The organism is Cohnella sp. LGH, assembly GCF_017671885.1.
GTDB lineage: Bacteria > Bacillota > Bacilli > Paenibacillales > Paenibacillaceae > Cohnella > Cohnella phaseoli.
Window position 1 is genome coordinate 2,887,225 of the sequence record NZ_CP072117.1, and the last position, 17,711, is coordinate 2,904,935.

16 protein-coding genes are annotated in these 17,711 nt (G+C 55.8%); 13 read left to right on the plus strand and 3 right to left on the minus strand.

All coding sequences use genetic code 11. The annotated features are described in order from the left end of the window. The first annotated feature begins 9 nt into the window (after positions 1–9). From hflX to glnA, 4 genes are all read left to right on the plus strand, one after another. Positions 10–1,305, plus strand: a complete 1,296-nt coding sequence (hflX, locus tag J4772_RS12115; protein WP_209075402.1) for a GTPase HflX — start codon at positions 10–12, stop codon at positions 1,303–1,305. Positions 1,306–1,333: 28 nt separating this feature from the next. Next, positions 1,334–2,602 carry a methionine gamma-lyase family protein gene (locus J4772_RS12120; protein WP_209075403.1) on the plus strand — a complete coding sequence of 423 codons (1,269 nt, stop codon included), beginning with the start codon at positions 1,334–1,336 and terminating at the stop codon, positions 2,600–2,602. Between the two features lie 97 nt (positions 2,603–2,699). After that, a complete protein-coding gene (locus tag J4772_RS12125) occupies positions 2,700–3,113 on the plus strand; it encodes a MerR family transcriptional regulator (protein ID WP_116061087.1) in 414 nt (137 codons plus the stop codon). 26 nt (positions 3,114–3,139) lie between these two features. Next, the gene (gene glnA, locus J4772_RS12130) at positions 3,140–4,468 is read left to right on the plus strand and encodes a type I glutamate--ammonia ligase (RefSeq protein WP_116061088.1); all 1,329 of its coding nucleotides are present in this window, start codon (positions 3,140–3,142) and stop codon (positions 4,466–4,468) included. A gap of 225 nt (positions 4,469–4,693) precedes the next feature. On the opposite strand, the gene J4772_RS12135 is transcribed toward glnA, so the two are convergent. Continuing rightward, the gene (locus J4772_RS12135; protein ID WP_209075404.1) at positions 4,694–5,011 is read right to left on the minus strand and encodes a hypothetical protein; all 318 of its coding nucleotides are present in this window, start codon (positions 5,009–5,011) and stop codon (positions 4,694–4,696) included. 263 nt (positions 5,012–5,274) lie between these two features. After that, a complete protein-coding gene (gene lexA / locus J4772_RS12140) occupies positions 5,275–5,898 on the minus strand; it encodes a transcriptional repressor LexA (protein WP_116061089.1) in 624 nt (207 codons plus the stop codon). A gap of 161 nt (positions 5,899–6,059) precedes the next feature. Between lexA and J4772_RS12145 the strand changes: the two genes are divergently transcribed. The 5 genes from J4772_RS12145 (at position 6,060) to J4772_RS12165 (ending at position 8,533) form a co-directional block, all read left to right on the plus strand. Next, positions 6,060–6,458 carry a LysM peptidoglycan-binding domain-containing protein gene (locus tag J4772_RS12145; RefSeq protein ID WP_209075405.1) on the plus strand — a complete coding sequence of 133 codons (399 nt, stop codon included), beginning with the start codon at positions 6,060–6,062 and terminating at the stop codon, positions 6,456–6,458. Between the two features lie 159 nt (positions 6,459–6,617). Continuing rightward, positions 6,618–6,806 carry a DUF896 domain-containing protein gene (locus J4772_RS12150; protein WP_116061091.1) on the plus strand — a complete coding sequence of 63 codons (189 nt, stop codon included), beginning with the start codon at positions 6,618–6,620 and terminating at the stop codon, positions 6,804–6,806. 122 nt (positions 6,807–6,928) lie between these two features. After that, positions 6,929–7,447, plus strand: a complete 519-nt coding sequence (locus J4772_RS12155) for a hypothetical protein (protein WP_116061092.1) — start codon at positions 6,929–6,931, stop codon at positions 7,445–7,447. Between the two features lie 9 nt (positions 7,448–7,456). Continuing rightward, a complete protein-coding gene (locus tag J4772_RS12160) occupies positions 7,457–8,257 on the plus strand; it encodes an HAD family hydrolase (RefSeq protein ID WP_209075406.1) in 801 nt (266 codons plus the stop codon). 87 nt (positions 8,258–8,344) lie between these two features. Next, on the plus strand, positions 8,345–8,533 hold the full coding sequence (locus J4772_RS12165; RefSeq protein ID WP_116061094.1) for a YgaP family membrane protein: 189 nt from the start codon (positions 8,345–8,347) through the stop codon (positions 8,531–8,533). A gap of 248 nt (positions 8,534–8,781) precedes the next feature. On the opposite strand, the gene J4772_RS12170 is transcribed toward J4772_RS12165, so the two are convergent. Beyond that, on the minus strand, positions 8,782–9,321 hold the full coding sequence (locus J4772_RS12170; protein ID WP_209075407.1) for a 1,2-dihydroxy-3-keto-5-methylthiopentene dioxygenase: 540 nt from the start codon (positions 9,319–9,321) through the stop codon (positions 8,782–8,784). A 143-nt stretch (positions 9,322–9,464) separates the two neighbouring features. Between J4772_RS12170 and metH the strand changes: the two genes are divergently transcribed. The 4 genes from metH to J4772_RS12190 all read left to right on the plus strand — a co-directional run bounded on the left by metH (position 9,465) and on the right by J4772_RS12190 (position 17,681). Next, the gene (gene metH, locus J4772_RS12175; RefSeq protein WP_209075408.1) at positions 9,465–12,920 is read left to right on the plus strand and encodes a methionine synthase; all 3,456 of its coding nucleotides are present in this window, start codon (positions 9,465–9,467) and stop codon (positions 12,918–12,920) included. 360 nt (positions 12,921–13,280) lie between these two features. Beyond that, on the plus strand, positions 13,281–15,560 hold the full coding sequence (locus J4772_RS12180) for a DEAD/DEAH box helicase (RefSeq protein ID WP_209075409.1): 2,280 nt from the start codon (positions 13,281–13,283) through the stop codon (positions 15,558–15,560). After that, positions 15,557–16,867, plus strand: a complete 1,311-nt coding sequence (locus J4772_RS12185) for a ribonuclease H-like domain-containing protein (protein ID WP_209075410.1) — start codon at positions 15,557–15,559, stop codon at positions 16,865–16,867. The genes J4772_RS12180 and J4772_RS12185 overlap by 4 nt, the downstream gene beginning before the upstream one ends. Beyond that, positions 16,851–17,681, plus strand: a complete 831-nt coding sequence (locus J4772_RS12190) for an HAD-IIA family hydrolase (protein ID WP_247741076.1) — start codon at positions 16,851–16,853, stop codon at positions 17,679–17,681. The genes J4772_RS12185 and J4772_RS12190 overlap by 17 nt, the downstream gene beginning before the upstream one ends. Positions 17,682–17,711 lie beyond the last annotated feature (30 nt).

The window sequence follows — 17,711 nt, forward strand, 5'->3', positions numbered from 1 at the left end:
GGGACACAGATGAGACAAAGCGCATACGAGACGGAGGCGGCTGGCCTGGAGAGAGCTTTGCTCGTCAGTCTGGTCACGGACGAGGTAAAAAGATCCGGAGCGGACCCTGAGCATTCGCTGGAAGAGCTGGCCTCATTGGCCGAGACGGCTGGCGTCGAAGTCATCGGTTCCGTGATGCAGAATTTGGACTCGCCGGACAACAAATATTACGTCGGCAAAGGCAAAGCCCAGGAAATTCGGGACATCGCGCTGCGCGACGGTGCGACGACGGCGATCTTCGACCAGGAGCTGACCGGCACTCAGGTTCGTAATCTGGAGGAGACGCTGGATCTGAAAATTATCGATCGTACGCAGCTCATTCTCGACATTTTTGCCGGACGGGCCAAAACAAGGGAAGGGATTCTTCAGGTTGAGCTCGCCCAGTTGACCTACCTCCTCCCTCGGTTGTCCGGGCAGGGCAAAAACCTGTCAAGGCTAGGCGGAGGAATCGGCACGCGCGGTCCCGGCGAGACGAAGCTGGAGACGGACCGCCGTCATATCCGGCGGCGGATTACCGAGCTTAAGCGGCAGCTGGAGACGGTGACGGCTCACCGTAATTTGCACCGCGAGCGCAGGCGCAAGGTCGGAGCCGTGCAGGTCGCTCTCGTCGGTTATACGAATGCGGGCAAGTCCAGCCTGCTAAGACAGTTAACCGATGCGGACGTATTGGCCGAGAACAAGCTGTTCGCGACGCTTGATCCGACATCGCGCAGCTTGGAGCTGCCAAGCGGGAAGACGGTCGTATTGACGGATACGGTCGGCTTTATTCAGAATCTGCCGCACGATCTGGTTGCGGCGTTCCGCGCGACGTTGGAGGAGGCGGCGCAAGCCGATCTCCTGCTGCACGTCGTCGATTCTTCGTCTCCGATGAGGGAGCGTCAGATGGCGGTCGTAGAGGACGTGCTGCGCGAGCTTGGCGCGGGCGGCAAGCCGACGCTGACCGTGTTCAACAAGATCGATCTGTTGGTTGAGCAATCGGAACGAGTTCTTATCGGCGGCGCCGACGCGATTCGGGTTAGCGCCTTTGATCCCGAGGATATGGCACGGTTGCGCGCGTCGATTGAGGATCGGATACTGGGGGAGATGGCGACGTTCAGAATTCCGGCGTCTAGAGGGGATTTGGCGTCGCTCGCTTACCGGGTCGGGGAAGTAACCGGGCAGGAAACGGACGAGGAGCATTTACTTCTGTCCGTACGGCTGAATCCGGCGGATATGGAAAGATCGGGACGCGAGCTTGAGGAGTATCGCGTATTTCATACACAATAGCACATTGGCGGAAATAAAGGGGAGCATTATGCAGGCAGCTGAGATCGCGGATTTCGAAAAGCAATGGGAGCAATGGGAGGATGCGGCGGAGGAGCAGGTTCAGGGCGCGTTTCGCAAATTGGACCGCGTCGCGGAAAATAACCAATGGAAGGTCATCCGGGCATTCCAGAAACATCGAGTGAGCGACTTTCACTTCGCGACGTCCACGGGCTACGGTTACAACGACAGCGGAAGAGAAGTGTTGGATCTCGTCTATGCCGACGTCTTTGGGGCGGAGGCCGCGATCGTCAGACCTCATCTCGTATCGGGAACGCATACGATTTCGGCGGCTTTATTTGGTTGCTTGAGACCGGGAGACGAGCTGCTGTTCGTCACGGGGCGTCCTTACGACACGCTGCACAAAGTGATCGGCAAGCCCGGAGACGGGCTTGGCTCGCTAGCGGACTGGGGCGTGACGACGAAAATCGTGCCGCTGCTGCTGGACGGCAGCGTGGATTGGGACGGTGTGGCCGCAGCGACAAGCGAGCGAACGAAGGTGTTCGCGATTCAACGTTCCCGCGGATACGATTGGAGGCCGTCGTTCACGATCGAGCAGATCGCCGCGATGGCTTCGCGCCTCAAGGAGCTGAAATCGGACGCGATTGTATTCGCGGATAACTGCTACGGGGAGTTCACCGAGGAGAAGGAGCCGACAGAGGTCGGCGTCGACTTGATTGCGGGCTCCTTGATCAAAAACCCGGGCGGAGGTTTGGCTGCCAGCGGCGGTTATATTGCCGGCAGGCAGCGCCTGGTGGAACTGGCAGCGTATCGGATGACCGCTCCCGGAATCGGCGGGGAGGTCGGAGCGATGCTTGGAACGACGCGATCGATCTACCAGGGACTATTCCTTGCTCCATTGCTTGTCGGACAAGCCGTGAAGGGCAGCGTATTTGCTTCAGCTATTTTTGCGAAGCTGGGCTTTGAGACGCATCCGCGGTGGGACGATCCGCGAACCGATCTGATCCAGGCGATCAATTTCGCGGGAGCGGAGCCTCTGATTCATTTCGTGCAGGCGATCCAGAAGGCGGCGGCCGTCGATGCGCACGTCGTACCTGAGCCTTGGGACATGCCCGGTTACGAGCACCCGGTCATTATGGCGGCGGGGACATTTATCCAGGGGGGCAGCTTGGAGCTGTCTGCCGATGCTCCTGTTCGCGAACCGTACATTGCTTATATGCAAGGCGGGTTGACTTACGCTCATGTGAAGTTTGCCGTCAAGATGGCGCTGCAAGAGCTCCGCATACGCGGATTTTTGTAAATGAACGCTTCCAGAAACCTTACATTCCTTGACACGTTTTGGGGCCGCGGGTACAATGAAAGTGATTTCAAAGTCAAGCTGGAAGGTTGGGTACGAGATGGGTGACGAGATTCGCAGAAATATGGCGTTATTTCCGATTGGCATCGTCATGAAGCTGACCGACCTGACCGCCCGCCAAATTCGCTATTACGAGCAGCACGAGCTCATTCAACCCGCCCGTACGGATGGCAATCAGCGATTGTTTTCTTTTAACGACGTCGAACGACTGATGGAAATCAAGTCGCTGATCGAGAAGGGCGTCAATATTGCGGGCATCAAACAAGTGATGAATCCGGTCGGTCAGAACGAGAACGAAGGCACGATCATTAACGAAGTGTCCGAGGTAAAGCGGAGGGAGCTGAGCGATTCCCAGCTGCATCGGATGCTTAAGCAGGAATTGCTGCAGGCTAAGCGTCCGGGTCAGGTTTCTCTGATTCAAGGGGAGCTCTCCCGGTTTTACAAGAACAAGTAATTACTCATCCGCTTTAGGAGGCTGTCATGACCTACACACGTGAAGATATTACTCGGATCGCCAAAGAACAGAACGTTCGTTTTATTCGACTGCAATTCACCGATTTGCTCGGTTCGATCAAAAATGTGGAGATTCCGTTCAGCCAGCTGGAGAAAGCTCTCGACAACAAAATGATGTTCGACGGATCCTCGATCGAAGGATATGTTCGCATAGAGGAATCGGATATGTACTTGTATCCGGATCTCAGTACCTGGGTCGTGTTTCCGTGGGTCACCGAGAATAAGGTCGCGCGCTTGATTTGCGACATCTACATGCCGGACGGCACTCCGTTCGCAGGCGATCCTCGCGGAATCTTGAAGCGTGCATTAGAGGACGCCGAGAAAATGGGCTATACGACGATGAACGTTGGCCCTGAACCGGAATTTTTCTTGTTCCAGACGGACGATAAAGGTTATCCGACCGCGGAGGTGAACGACCAGGGCGGTTATTTCGATCTCGCTCCGACGGATCTCGGCGAGAATTGCCGTCGCGATATCGTGCTTACGCTGGAAGAGATGGGCTTCGAGATCGAAGCGTCTCACCATGAAGTGGCTCCCGGGCAGCATGAGATCGACTTCAAGTACGCTTCCGCCGTCAAAGCGGCCGACCAGATTCAGACGTTTAAGCTCGTCGTGAAGACGATCGCGCGCCAGCACGGCTTGCATGCGACGTTTATGCCCAAGCCGCTGTTCGGCGTGAACGGGTCGGGAATGCACTGCCATCTGTCGCTGTTCAGAGGCAACGAGAATGCGTTCTACGATCAGAGCGACAAGCTGGGCTTAAGCGAGGAAGCCCGTCATTTTATGACCGGCATTTTGAAGCATGCGCGCGGCTTTGCGGCGATTACGAATCCAACGGTCAACTCCTATAAGCGTCTGGTTCCAGGTTACGAAGCTCCGTGCTACGTCGCTTGGTCCGCAAGCAATCGCAGCCCGATGATTCGCATTCCGGCGTCCCGCGGCCTCAGCACGCGGGTTGAAGTTCGTAATCCGGACCCGGCTGCAAACCCTTATTTGACACTTGCCGCCTTGCTGAAGGCTGGTCTTGACGGAATCAGCAGCAAGCTGCCGACGCCGCCTCCAGTAGATCGCAACATCTATGTGATGAGCGACGAGGAGCGGATCGAAGAAGGTATCCCGAGCTTGCCAATCGACCTAAAAGAAGCTCTGTCCGAGCTGTTGCGGGACGACATCATCTGCGAAGCGCTTGGCGACCACGCCCTCAGCCACTTCTACGAGCTGAAGGAAATCGAGTGGGATATGTACCGGACGCAGGTTCACCAATGGGAACGGGATCAGTATTTGACGCATTATTAATTGGGAAGATTGTTGTAATATCAGGGGTTTAGGAGATTTAAGGTTTGGGGGCAGGAAGGGGTTTAAGACGGTTATTCTATCGTCGCCCCCGAAACGCCCCTTATTTTTTATTTTTGCCAACAGCGAGATTAACAAGCCCATAATGAATAACCCGGGGGCCTAGACCCCCGGGCTATTCTATTTAAGAAATCCCGCACTGCCAGTGGCCAGGCGGGGATTTGCATATCAAAGCTTAAAGCCCGACAGTTTATCTAGGCTGGCTTTGGAATTTCCAAGTCGAGGGGCAGGACCGGCATTTTTGTTCGCCTCGTGCTCGAGGTTTCTTAGGCGATGCAATATCTCGCTTTGGTATTCCAGAATTAGGCCAATTGCAAAAAAGACGATGCCGGAAACAGCTCCGCTGATCCACCAAGCAACTGCAATGCCCCATCTGAATTCTGATACATAGCTGTCAGTTTGGTTTGCCTGAATAAACCCGGCAATAACAGCAGTCAAAAATGTAGCGATGGCCAAGCCTTTTAATATCTTATCCAACAATATCACCTGATGACTTCCCCATCGGATGGGGGATTTGCTATATTTTCATGTTCACATCATTTTACATCAAACGACTTAGTTTGACGATATGTGGAATCAAATCAAATAGCCGAGGATTCAGGCTCTTGGGCTGCATCTGTCGAGGACAGCCCGCATAAAAAAAGAACCTCAATCGCCGCTTAAATGGAGGGTGAGGTTCTTTCGTATGCGTAAGTATAGTTGTTCTCGTACTATGCGAACACTTCGAGATCGCCAATCATCACCAAGTATTAGTGAAGCGAGCGGATCAGGCCGATAACCTTGCCAAGAATGCTGACGTTGGAGAGGCGAAGCGGCTCCATGCTGGCGTTCTCCGGCTGCAGGCGAATGTGGTCGCGTTCCTTGTAGAACGTCTTGACCGTTGCTTCGTTGTCTTCCGTCATCGCTACGACGATGTCGCCGTTCACGGCGGTCGGCTGCTGGCGCACGATCACGTAATCTCCGTTATGAATGCCCGCTTCGATCATACTCTCGCCCTGGACGGACAGCATGAATACCGGCTGTTCTCCTACCATGGAGATTGGAAGCGGGTAATACTCCTCGATGTTCTCGGTGGCCGTAATGGGCACTCCCGCCGTTACTTTGCCTACAAGCGGGACTGTGCGAACGGAAGCCGAAAGTCTGTGCATCTGATCGTCTTCGTCGCCAAGAATTTCGATCGCGCGGGGTTTGGTCGGATCGCGCCGAATCAGACCTTTCTTCTCCAGGCGATCGAGGTGACCGTGCACGGTAGAGCTGGAAGCGAGTCCTACCGCTTCGCCGATCTCGCGGACGGAAGGAGGATAGCCCTTCTCACGCACTTCGGTTTTAATAAATTCAAGTATGGAATTTTGTCGGCTGGACATCTTGGTCACGCCAAAACCTCCCTATTAAAATAGCTCATGATGACAAATTATAGCACAGAACCCGAGTTCGCACAAACACTCGTTCTAGAGAACGAACGTTCCTGAAATCGTTGACATGAACATGTGTTCGTGTTACGATGTGATCAGAACAAATGTTTGGGGTGAGCGGAATGGTTCATACATGGGTTTCTACTGGAGCAATTTCTGCAACGAAGGCACACAACACGGCTCAGATGACATATAATCGCGATGTGAAGAATAAGGAAGGCTCTTTGAATTGGAGAGCGGCCAGAGGGCTGTTTGTGCTCGTGGCGTTCCTGCTTCTATTCAGCGGCTTTACGCTGATGCGCTCGTTCGCTTCTACCGGAGAGTTGGCGCCTGCCTCGAACGATGAAATCGTAATTTCCGTTGACAGCGGAGATACGTTGTGGGAGCTGGCCCGTACCTATAAGGACCCTGCGCTCGATACGCGCCAAGCAGTCCATGTTCTAATGGAGCGCAACAGGCTTTCCTCTCCTGCTTTGCAGAGCGGACAAGAGCTGATCTTTCCTGCGAATATATTGCCTTGACTTGATGATATAGAGGATACAAGAAAGATCGGCGAATCATTATGCCGGTCTTTTTTTTGATGGTTAAGCAAAGCTTGTCCAGACAAGGCATTGATTCTTGACAAGCCCTCGGCGAAAGTGGCAAAGTAGAGAAGATGCGAAAAGGGGAGTGAGACACCGATGGAGATGGAACAGTTGATTAACCGTATTAATGAATTATCCCGGAAGAGCAAGAGCGAAGGCTTAAGCGAGCAAGAGGTCGCGGAACGGGACCGTCTGCGCAAACAATATTTGTCGGTATTCAAAAGCAACTTCCGCCAAGAACTGGATCGGATCGAGGTCGTCGATCAGCCCCAGATCAAGCATTAACGATAGATATGCAGTCGGAAGAAACCGCAAGATGACGCAGAGGGAACCGCAAGCTGATGGAGGAAGTTCCGACACAACTAGAGGTTCAGGGCGTCGTCCGTAATGTGACGAGGAGGAAGGTTATGTCCCGCTCATGGGAACGAATGGTGACGAAGAACACCAAGCAGATCAACAAAAAGCGCAAAAAAGAAGGCAAACAGGGGATTGCCGCCAATGCCCCGCAGATTGACCGGTTTCAGGGACGGAACTATGTAATACCTTCTCTGTTAGTATTGTTGATTTTGTTCTATATTTTGTTGTCGCAGCCCTGGTCGGATAAATTCCTTCAGGATCCGACGCTGTTTTGGGTGACGATCGGGTGTTACGTTCTGCTTGCGGTGTTTTACTATTTCAGGCGGCCCTATTTGGCTGTGAGTCGGGATACGCTCGAGACACGTAAATTTACGGGCTACAAGACGTTGCGTCCGTCGGAAATCCGTAAAATCGTCGTTCAGCCCGGTTATGTCCTGATCGAATCCGTCAAAGGAACGAACTGGGTATTTTCCAAGATCATGAACCGTTATCCGATCAGCCGAATGGCCGAGCGGCTTAAAGTGTATGCGGAAGTGAACCGGGTAGATTATGAGATTAAAACAAAGTGAGGAACGGAAATGTCGATTAAAGCGGTGCTGTTTGATTTGGACGATACTTTGCTTTGGGACGATCGGAGCGTAAGCGAAGCATTCCGGTCTACATGCCGATATGGTGCCGAAGCGACGGGAGTGGACGAGCAGGAGCTGGAAGCAGCCGTGCGCCGCGAAGCAAGGGCATTGTACGAAACTTATGAGACTTTCGGATTCACCCAGATGATCGGCATCAATCCGTTTGAAGCGTTGTGGGGCAAATTCGAGCGCGGAGAGCATCCGATGTTCCGTAAGCTCCAAGAGCTCGCTCCCGGCTATCGTCAGACGGCCTGGACGAAAGGGTTGGCTGCGGTCGGAGTGGATAATCCCGGGCTAGGGTCTCAGCTTGCGGAAATGTTCCCGACGCAGAGAAGAAAACTCAAATATGTGTACGACGAAACGTTCGAAGTGCTTGAAGAACTGAAAAAGTCGTACAAGCTGCTGTTGCTGACGAACGGTTCTCCGGATCTCCAACAGGAAAAACTGGACGGAATGCCCGATCTGATTCCCTATTTCGATGCGATTGTTATTTCCGGCAATTTTGGCGAAGGCAAACCTTCCTCTAAACTGTTCGCGCATGCCATGGAGCAGATCGGAATTTCGGCGGAAGAGGGCGTCATGATCGGGGACAAGTTTACGACAGACATTCTCGGCGCTAACCGGATTGGAATGACATCGGTGTGGATTAATCGGCATGAGGCCGTTCGCAACGACGATATCGTTCCGTCCTACGAGATTGAGAGCTTGACCGAGCTTCCAGAATTAATTCGTACATTAAATTCGCGCTAAGCGTTTTTTAGTGACTTAGTCACGGTGAACGAGACCGATTTCACCTAAGCTGAAATAGAGTTCACTATTTCATGCGGAGGGATCGGAATGAAAAACGTGGGAACCGTCGATAGAGTATTGCGCATTCTTGTCGGCCTTGGCGTGCTGTCGCTCTTCTTCCTGCTGGAAGGCGGAGTGAAATACGTCGGCTTGCTGGGGCTTGCGGTGCTGCTGACGGGACTGGCCGGGAGCTGTCTGATGTATAGAGTGATGGGCTTCAACACCTGCAAGCGCTAGGGCGTGTCCGCAAACCCGCTCAGGGGCGTCTTTCACCACCTTTTCGCCCCCTGCTTCGTCACTTTTGCTTGACGTACCCCCAGTACGCCTTCACAAAAGTTCCTTGCATGGAACGAAAATTCGGCCAAATCTGCTGCCCTCGGAGTATGCAGACACGCCCTAGGCGAAGTAAGAGACGGCACGACGAAAATAAGGGCTATCCCCTCTGATCGTAAGATCAAGGGATAGCCCTTCGTCGTATCTAGCATCTATTTTACGAATGTCGGATCTTCGAACGGATCCGCCACCCAGCCTGCCGGCTCAATAAACAGACGGACCGCTACGATCGCTTTATTTTCCATTAAGGTGAAGAAATGCGGTTGGCCTTCCGGAACGGAGATGACGTCGCCGGCGCTCAGCTCGACATCGAAGTATCCGGTCTCGTCGTCGCCCTTGATGATGAAAATGCCGCGTCCGGCCGTAATGGCGCGAACCTCGTCCTCCGTATGCGTGTGCACCTGTTCGAACTTTTTGAGCAGCTCGGGCAAGTTCGGCGTTGCTTCGGAGAGCGCGACGATGTCCCACACCTTATAGCCGCGACGTCCGGCAAGATCGCGAATTTCCGCGTCGTAAGTGGAGAGGAGCTGGGCTTTCTCATCGTCGGAAAGCACAAACTTCTCATTCAGCTCGGAAGGGAGCTTGCTCGTATCCCAGTGCTCGTAAAGTACGTTTTGCTTTGTCAGAAACGCACGAACCTCATCTTCGCCGGCAATTCTTTCATTCGTGTTGCGGATGCGAATTTCTGCCATGTTAATTCCCCTTTTCCCAATGTGAATTAATGAATTTATTATAGTCCAATTCCGTAAACCTGTCGATGTGTATCTTTCCGTCCACTGAGGATTCTGTTACTATAGAATTTAATGATTTGACAGACAGGGGAAGAGACTCAATTATGACTTTAACGCAAAATAAACCGTCCCTGCAAGAGGCTCTGGGCTCCAGAATTCTTATTTTGGACGGGGCAATGGGTACGATGATTCAGCAAGCGGATCTGACGGCGGAGGATTTCGGAGGCGAAGAATTCGAAGGCTGCAACGAACTGCTTGTATTGACGAGGCCGGACGTGATCCGTTCGATTCATGAAGGGTATTTGGCAGCGGGCGCGGACATTATCGAGACGAATACATTCGGTTCGACGGCTGTCGTGCTGTCCGAGTACGATATTCCGGAGAAGGCTCGGGAGATTAATCTGGCCGCCGCCCGACTGGCGAAAGAAGCTTGCGAGAAATACTCGACTCCTGACAAACCTCGTTACGCCGCAGGCGCGCTCGGTCCGACGACCAAAACGCTGTCCGTTACGGGAGGCGTTACGTTCGATCAACTGATTCAGGACTATCTGGATCAGGTCGTCGCTCTTATGGAGGGCGGAGTGGATTGCATTCTGATCGAGACGTGCCAGGACACGCTTAACGTGAAAGCGGCGAGCATTGGCGTGCGCGAAGCGTTTAAGAAGATGGGGCGCGAGCTGCCGATTATGATCAGCGGAACAATCGAGCCGATGGGAACGACGCTGGCGGGTCAAAATATCGAATCTTTCTATATTTCGCTGGAGCATCTGAAGCCTGTGTCAATGGGGTTGAACTGTGCGACCGGGCCGGAGTTTATGCGCGATCATATCCGTACGTTGTCCGGGATTGCGAAGACGGCTGTCAGCTGCTACCCGAACGCAGGATTGCCCGACGAGAACGGACACTACCATGAATCGCCGGACTCTCTAGCCAAGAAGCTGCGCGGGTTCGCGGAGCAAGGCTGGCTGAACGTCGCCGGTGGCTGCTGCGGAACGACTCCTGCGCATATCGCAGCGATGGCCGATGCGATGAAGGATATCGCTCCGCGGAAAATCGAAGGCGAGCATCCGCCGGCGGTATCCGGCATCGATACGGTTTATATCGAGAACGACAATCGTCCGTATATGGTCGGAGAGCGGACGAACGTGCTCGGCTCGCGTAAATTCAAGCGCCTTATCGCCGAGGGCAAGTACGAGGAAGCCTCGGAAGTCGCCAGAGCGCAAGTGAAGACAGGGGCGCATGTCATCGATATTTGCGTACAGGACCCGGACCGCGACGAAACGGCCGATATGAAACAGTTTCTGGACTTCGTGACGAAGAAGGTCAAGGTGCCGTTCATGGTCGATACGACGGATGCGGCGGTCATCGATCTGGCGCTGAAATATATTCAAGGCAAATCGATTATTAATTCCATTAACCTTGAAGACGGCGAGGAGAAGTTCGAGAAGGTCGTGCCGATTTTGCACCGGTACGGCGCGGCGGTCGTTGTCGGTACCATCGATGAGAGAGGCCAGGCGATTTCGCGCGAGGACAAGCGGGATGTGGCGATTCGCTCGCATGATCTGCTGGTGAACAAGTACGGGTTGCAGGCGGAGGACCTCATTTTCGATCCGCTTGTTTTCCCTGTCGGCACAGGAGACGAACAGTATATCGGTTCTGCGAAGGAGACGATCGAGGGCATTCGGCTAATTAAGCAAGCACTGCCCGCCTGCCAGACGATTCTCGGCATTAGCAATATCTCGTTCGGCTTGCCGGAAGCCGGGCGCGAGGTGCTCAACTCCGTCTTCCTGTACGAGTGTACGAAAGCCGGCCTGGATTACGCGATCGTCAACACGGAGAAGCTGGAGCGCTACGCCTCCATTCCCGAACACGAGCGCAAGCTGTCCGAACAACTGCTGTACGATACGAACGACGAGACGCTTGCCGCATTCGTAGCCGCTTTCCGCGACAAAAAGATCGAGAAGAAGGTCAAAGTCGAGAACTTGACGCTGGAGGAACGGCTCGCCAACTACGTTGTGGAAGGCAGCAAGGAAGGCCTTGCGCCGGACCTCGACGAAGCGCTGCAGAAATACGCGCCGCTCGATATTATTAACGGACCGCTCATGGCGGGAATGACCGAGGTTGGCCGTCTGTTCAACAACAACGAGCTGATCGTAGCCGAGGTGCTGCAGAGTGCGGAGGTAATGAAGGCCTCCGTAGCGCAGCTTGAGCCGCACATGGAGAAGAACGAATCCGCTGTTAAAGGAAAAATTCTGCTCGCTACCGTTAAGGGCGATGTGCATGATATCGGCAAAAACCTCGTCGAGATCATTTTGTCCAACAACGGTTATCAGATCGTGAATCTCGGCATTAAAGTGCCGCCGGATCAAATCGTCGAAGCCGTGCGCAGGGAAAATCCCGATGCGATCGGATTGTCCGGCCTGCTCGTTAAATCCGCGCAGCAGATGGTCGTCACCGCGCAGGACTTGCGCAGCGCCGGCATCGATGCGCCGATTCTCGTCGGCGGCGCGGCGCTGACGCGGAAGTTTACGAAAAACCGCATCGCGCCCGAGTATGAAGGCGTCGTGCTGTATGCGAAGGACGCGATGGAAGGGCTAGACTTGGCGAACAAGTTGAGCGATCCCGGCCATCGAGCGCGAATTATCGAGGAGCACTGGGCCGCGCAGGCGAAGCTGGCGGAAGAAGCCGACAAGCCGGCGAAGGAGCTGCCCGAAGCGTCGCGCGTACGTCGCTCCAGCATTTCGCAGGACGCGCCGGTATTCGTACCGCCCGATCATGACCGCCATGTGCTGCGCGATTATCCGATCTCGCATGTGATGCCTTACGTCAACATGCAGATGCTGCTCGGCCACCATCTCGGCTTGAAAGGCAATGTGGACGATTTGCTTGCTGCCGGAGACGAGAGAACCGTTAACCTGAAGGAGACGGTCGACGATATTCTGAAGCAGTCGCAAGCGAAAGGCTGGTTGAATCCGCAGGCGATGTACCGGTTTTTCCCGGCGCAGTCCGACGGCAACGATATTTTGGTCTACGATCCGGCCGATACGACGAAGGTGCTGCAGCGCTTCTCGTTCCCGCGTCAGCAGGTGGAGCCGTTCCTGTGTCTGGCGGATTTCTTGAAGTCTGTGGACAGCGGCGTGATGGATCATGTCGGTTTCCTCGTCGTCACCGCAGGCCAGGGCGCCCGCGAGCAAGCCGAGGCGTGGAAGGACAGCGGTGACTACTTGCGCTCTCACGCTCTGCTGGCTACTGCGCTTGAAGTGGCGGAAGGCTTGGCGGAGCGCGTGCATCATATGATGAGGGACATCTGGGGCTTCCCGGATTCGGCAGATATGACGATGAAGAAGCGTTTCGGCGCTCGTTATCAGGGCATTCGCGTATCGTTCGGTTACCCGGCCTGCCCGGACCTGGAGGATCAAGGGCCGCTGTTCGCGCTGATGAAACCTGAGGACATCGGCGTGGAGCTGACCGAAGGATTCATGATGGAGCCGGAGGCAAGCGTATCGGCGATGGTGTTCGCTCATCCTGAGGCGCAATATTTCAACGTCGAGAAAGCCTGATCGCTAGGACGTGTATGCATACACGCCCTAGAACCCCGACGCGAAGCGGAAAACAGCCGCCTTGCGCCGGGGTTTGATTTTTCTGCGCTATTCCGTTCAATTGCTAATTGTCCCCCTCTGAAAATAATACATCGCTTACTAGGGGACAGCCCCTTGCGCCTTGCAACGGCGGGAAATCATACTTTCCCGGGAAAGCGCAGGAGACGACAGGAAATGTCGCAACTAGCCCGTTCGTTGCGAATCGGGGAGACTGACCGTCCTTGCCGGAGACCGATTTGTCGAACGATGGGCGTATCCGGTTATTGCCGCACGAACATGTATTCTGTACAATAGATCTATATCGTTTTTAGGAGAAATGCCATGAATCCGTATACGCAAAAAGCGGAGTCCGTGGAAGAATGGCTGGACCTGCTCAGAAGCCGACCGGAGCTGATGGATAACGTCACGTTCTGGCATACCGAGCCGGCGCGGCCGGCGCGTACGGCTGCGCTGCCCTCCTCCATTCATCCGAAGCTGGTCGAAGCGCTGAGACACAAGGGCATTGCGCAGCTCTACACGCATCAGGCCGCATCGTTCAGGGAGGTGGCGTCCGGCCGCCACGTCGTTACCGTCACGCCGACCGCGTCGGGGAAGACGCTTTGCTACAACCTGCCTGTCGTACAGCGGCTGCTTGAGGACGACAGCGCCAGAGCGCTGTACTTGTTTCCGACCAAGGCGCTTGCGCAAGACCAAGTAGCGGAGCTTCAGGAGCTCGCCAACTTGATGGAAGCGGACATCAAGACGCATACCTACGACGGCGATACGCCGCCGACGGTACGGCAGGCGATCCGCAACGCCGGACATATCGTCGTGACCAATCCGGACATGCTGCATTCGGCAATATTGCCCCATCACACGAAGTGGGTTAAGCTATTCGAAAATATCAAATATATCGTCATCGACGAGGTCCATGCCTATCGCGGCGTTTTCGGCAGTCATGTGGCCAACGTCATTCGAAGGCTAAAGCGGATTTGCCGTTTCTACGGCAGCGAGCCGCAGTTTCTGTGCGCCTCGGCGACGATCCGCAATCCGCGCGAGCACGCGGAACGGTTGATCGGAGAGGAAGTCGCGCTCGTGGACGACAACGGGGCGCCTACAGGCGAGAAGCATATGGTGTTCTACAACCCGCCAGTCGTCAACAAGCAGCTCGGCATCCGCAGAAGCAGCGTGCTCGAATCGCAGAAGCTGGCCGCGCTGCTTCTGAAGAGCGGCATACAGACGATCGTGTTCGCGCGCAGCCGCGTCCGCGTGGAAATTTTGCTCACCTATCTTCAGGAGACGGTGAAGCATGAGCTGGGCTCCAAGACGATTCGCGGCTACCGCGGGGGATATTTGCCCAAGCTGCGCCGGGAAATCGAGCGCGGTCTGCGCAGCGGCGAGATTCGCGGCGTCGTCAGCACGAACGCGCTGGAGCTGGGCATCGACATCGGACAGCTTCAAGCGTGCGTGCTTAACGGGTATCCCGGCACGATCGCCAGCACCTGGCAGCAATCGGGCCGCGCGGGCCGAAGGCAGACGAGCTCAGTGACGTTCCTCGTCGCCAGCAGCAATCCGCTCGATCAATACTTGATCCAGAATCCGGATTATTTTCTCGGCCGTCCGCCGGAGGAGGCCCGCATTCATCCCGATAATTTGCTGATTTTGCTGGATCATCTGAAGTGCGCCGCGTACGAGCTTCCGTTCGAGGAAGGAGATTCGTTCGGGGGCGAGAAGCTGACGGACTTGTTGGAATTTCTGACCGAGGAGAAGGTGCTGCATAAGGTCGGCTCTCGTTGGTATTGGATGGAGCAGGCTTTTCCGGCCCATAATATTTCGCTGCGGTCGGCGGCGCAGGAAAACTTCGTCATCATCGACCAGACGGAAGGGCATCGCGTCATCGGCGAGGTGGATCGCTTCGGCGCGCCGACGCTTATCCATGAGGAAGCGATTTACCTGCACGAAGGGGTGCAGTATCAGGTCGAGAAGCTGGACTATCCGGAGAAAAAAGCTTATGTGCGCGAAGTGAACGTGGACTATTTTACCGATGCGAGCATGGCGGTTGAGCTGAAGGTACTGCACGTCGATCTCGAGGCGACGTCCGGCCCGCTGCAGCGGCAGTTCGGCGAAGTTACGGTCATGGCCAAGCCGACGATTTTCAAGAAAATCAGACTGCGGACGCATGAGAACATCGGTTCCGGGCCGATCCATTTGCCCGAGGAAATTTTACATACGAGCGGTTACTGGTTCTCGTTCTCGGAGGAGGAATCGGCTAAACGAAGCGCCAACGACATGCAGATGGCGCTGCTCGGGCTGGCAAACGTGCTTATTCACCTTGCGCCGCTCCACTTGATGTGCGATCCGCTGGACATCCGCGTCGTACCGCAGGTGAAGGCGACGCATACGAAGCGGCCGACGATCTATTTCTACGATCGTTATCCCGGCGGCATCGGTTTGAGCCAGCGGCTCTATGAGAAGCACGGCGAGCTGCTGGAGGAGGCTGAGCGCCTTATTCGCGGCTGCGGCTGCCTAAGCGGCTGCCCGGCTTGCGTGGGGCCGATCGAGGAAGTCGGTTTGCTCGGCAAGGAGCTGGCGATGTCGCTGCTGCAGGGGACGAAGTCATGAGCGGGTTGCGGGACAAGCTGAATCGTCTGCGCGGCGCGTCCTCGCCGGAAGCGCCCGCGCCTAAGAGCGCGCCTCCGGCCGAGACGCTGCAGCCCGAGCTGCCGACAGGCTTCGGCGCGATCGGCGTCGAGCTGGCGAAGAACGAGGCGGGGCCGTTCCTGCTGCGCCGCATCGCTTACCCGCTGCCCTTCAGGCACGGCAAGCACGAGCTTGGCGAGCTGCTAACGCGGGCGGGAAGCCTGCAGCCGATCGCCGAGCGCCAGAACGGCGGAAGCGTGCCGGTCGATCCGTACCGCTTGCTGTTTCTGGATACGGAGACGACCGGGCTGGGCGTCGGAACGGGCAACGTGCCGTTTATGGTCGGTTTCGGCTACTATGCGGGCAACGCTTTTATCGTCGAGCAGGCGGTTATCCGGCATCCGGGCGAGGAGCGAGCAATGCTCACTTATTTGCTCGAACGGATGAAGGACAAGTCGCATCTCGTCTCCTACAACGGCCGTACGTTCGATTGGCCGGTGCTCGCCAACCGCTTTATTTTGAACGGCTGGCGCAAGAGCGGTCAACCGCCGGGCCATCTCGATTTCCTGCACCCTTCACGAGCGCTGTGGCGCAAAACGCTGCCTTCATGCAGACTTAGCGCGGTGGAGGAGGCGAGACTAGGTGTGCGCAGGGAAGAGGATGTACCCGGCTCGCTCGCGCCGACGCTTTATTTTCAATATTTGAGCGACGGCAACCCGGAGCATCTTCATGGCGTATACGCGCATAACGAGAAAGATATTTTGACGCTGGCTTCGCTATCCGTTCATTTTGGCCGCCTACTGGACGGAGAGGGCGACGAGGAAGCGTCAATGGAAAGCGAAGAGCTGTTTCGTACCGCCGCATGGCTGGAACAGCACGGTTTAACTGAAGTGGCCGAAAGGCTGTTTGAGAGGCTGACGGAACGGGAAGAGGCCGGAGAAGCGGGCTGGCGTCTGCCGCTGGCGGCCAGATACAAGAAGGCGGGCCGCTTAGAGCGGGCGCTTCCGCTCTGGCGCAAGTTTGCGGACGCGGCTGAGGAAGCCGCGGCGCCTGCAATCGAAGCGCATGTCGAACTGGCGATGTATTACGAGCATCGAGACAAGCAATTATTGATGGCGCTAACTTATGCCGAGAAAGCGCTGGAGCTGGCCGTCCGACGCGGCGTGCTGGCGCGGGACAAAGCCAAGCGCGATGCGGAAAGGGCGGCATTGCAGCATAGAATAGCGAGACTGAGGAACAAAGTGTCGCGCGACGAAAGGAAGTTAGACGGCATTGATACGAATACTTAAACCGCTGGACGAATTCGCCAAACCCGAGGCGCTCCTGTTTGATCTAGACGGGACGTTGTACCGCGGGCACGAGCCGGTGCCGGGAGCGGGCAGGCTAATCGCCGGATTGCAAAGCCGGGGCATGCTAAGTTTGTTCGTGACGAACAATTCGACGCGTACGCCCGGCGAAGTAGCGGAACACTTAGAGATGATGGGCGTCGAGGCGCCTGTGGAACGAATCGTCACTTCGGCGATGGCCGCCGCCGATTACGCCCGGTCGAACTACCCGGGAGCCGCCGCTTATGCGATCGGCGAGAAAGGGCTGAAGGAGGCGCTGCAAGACGCAGGCCTCCGACTGGTCGGGAACGGCGAGACGGCGGACGTCGTCGTGCAGGGACTTGATCGCCAGCTTACTTACGATCGGCTGACGGAAGCCGTCCGTCATTTGCTCGGCGGAGCGGCGTTCGTGCAGACGAATCCCGACCGATTGCTGCCGGTGGACGGCGGTTTTCTGCCCGGCGCTGGGAGCATCGGAGCGACGCTGCAGGCAGCGGTCGGCATCGAACCGATCGTCATAGGCAAGCCGTCGCGCATATTGATGGATTATTCGCTGCGAATTTCCGGCACTTCGCCGGCTGGGACCTGGGTGATCGGCGACAATCCGTATACCGATCTAGCCGCCGCACGCAACGCCGGATGCCCGGCGATACTTGTGCTGACCGGCCTGTGCGACGCAGACAATTGGGAGTCGCATTGCGCCAAAGCCGAAGCGTATCCCGACGTTGTCTGCACGGGGCCGGAGCAGCTTGAGCAGTTTCTGCACGACAGAATATAAAGCGCGCACAACGCCAACAGAGCGGAAAGA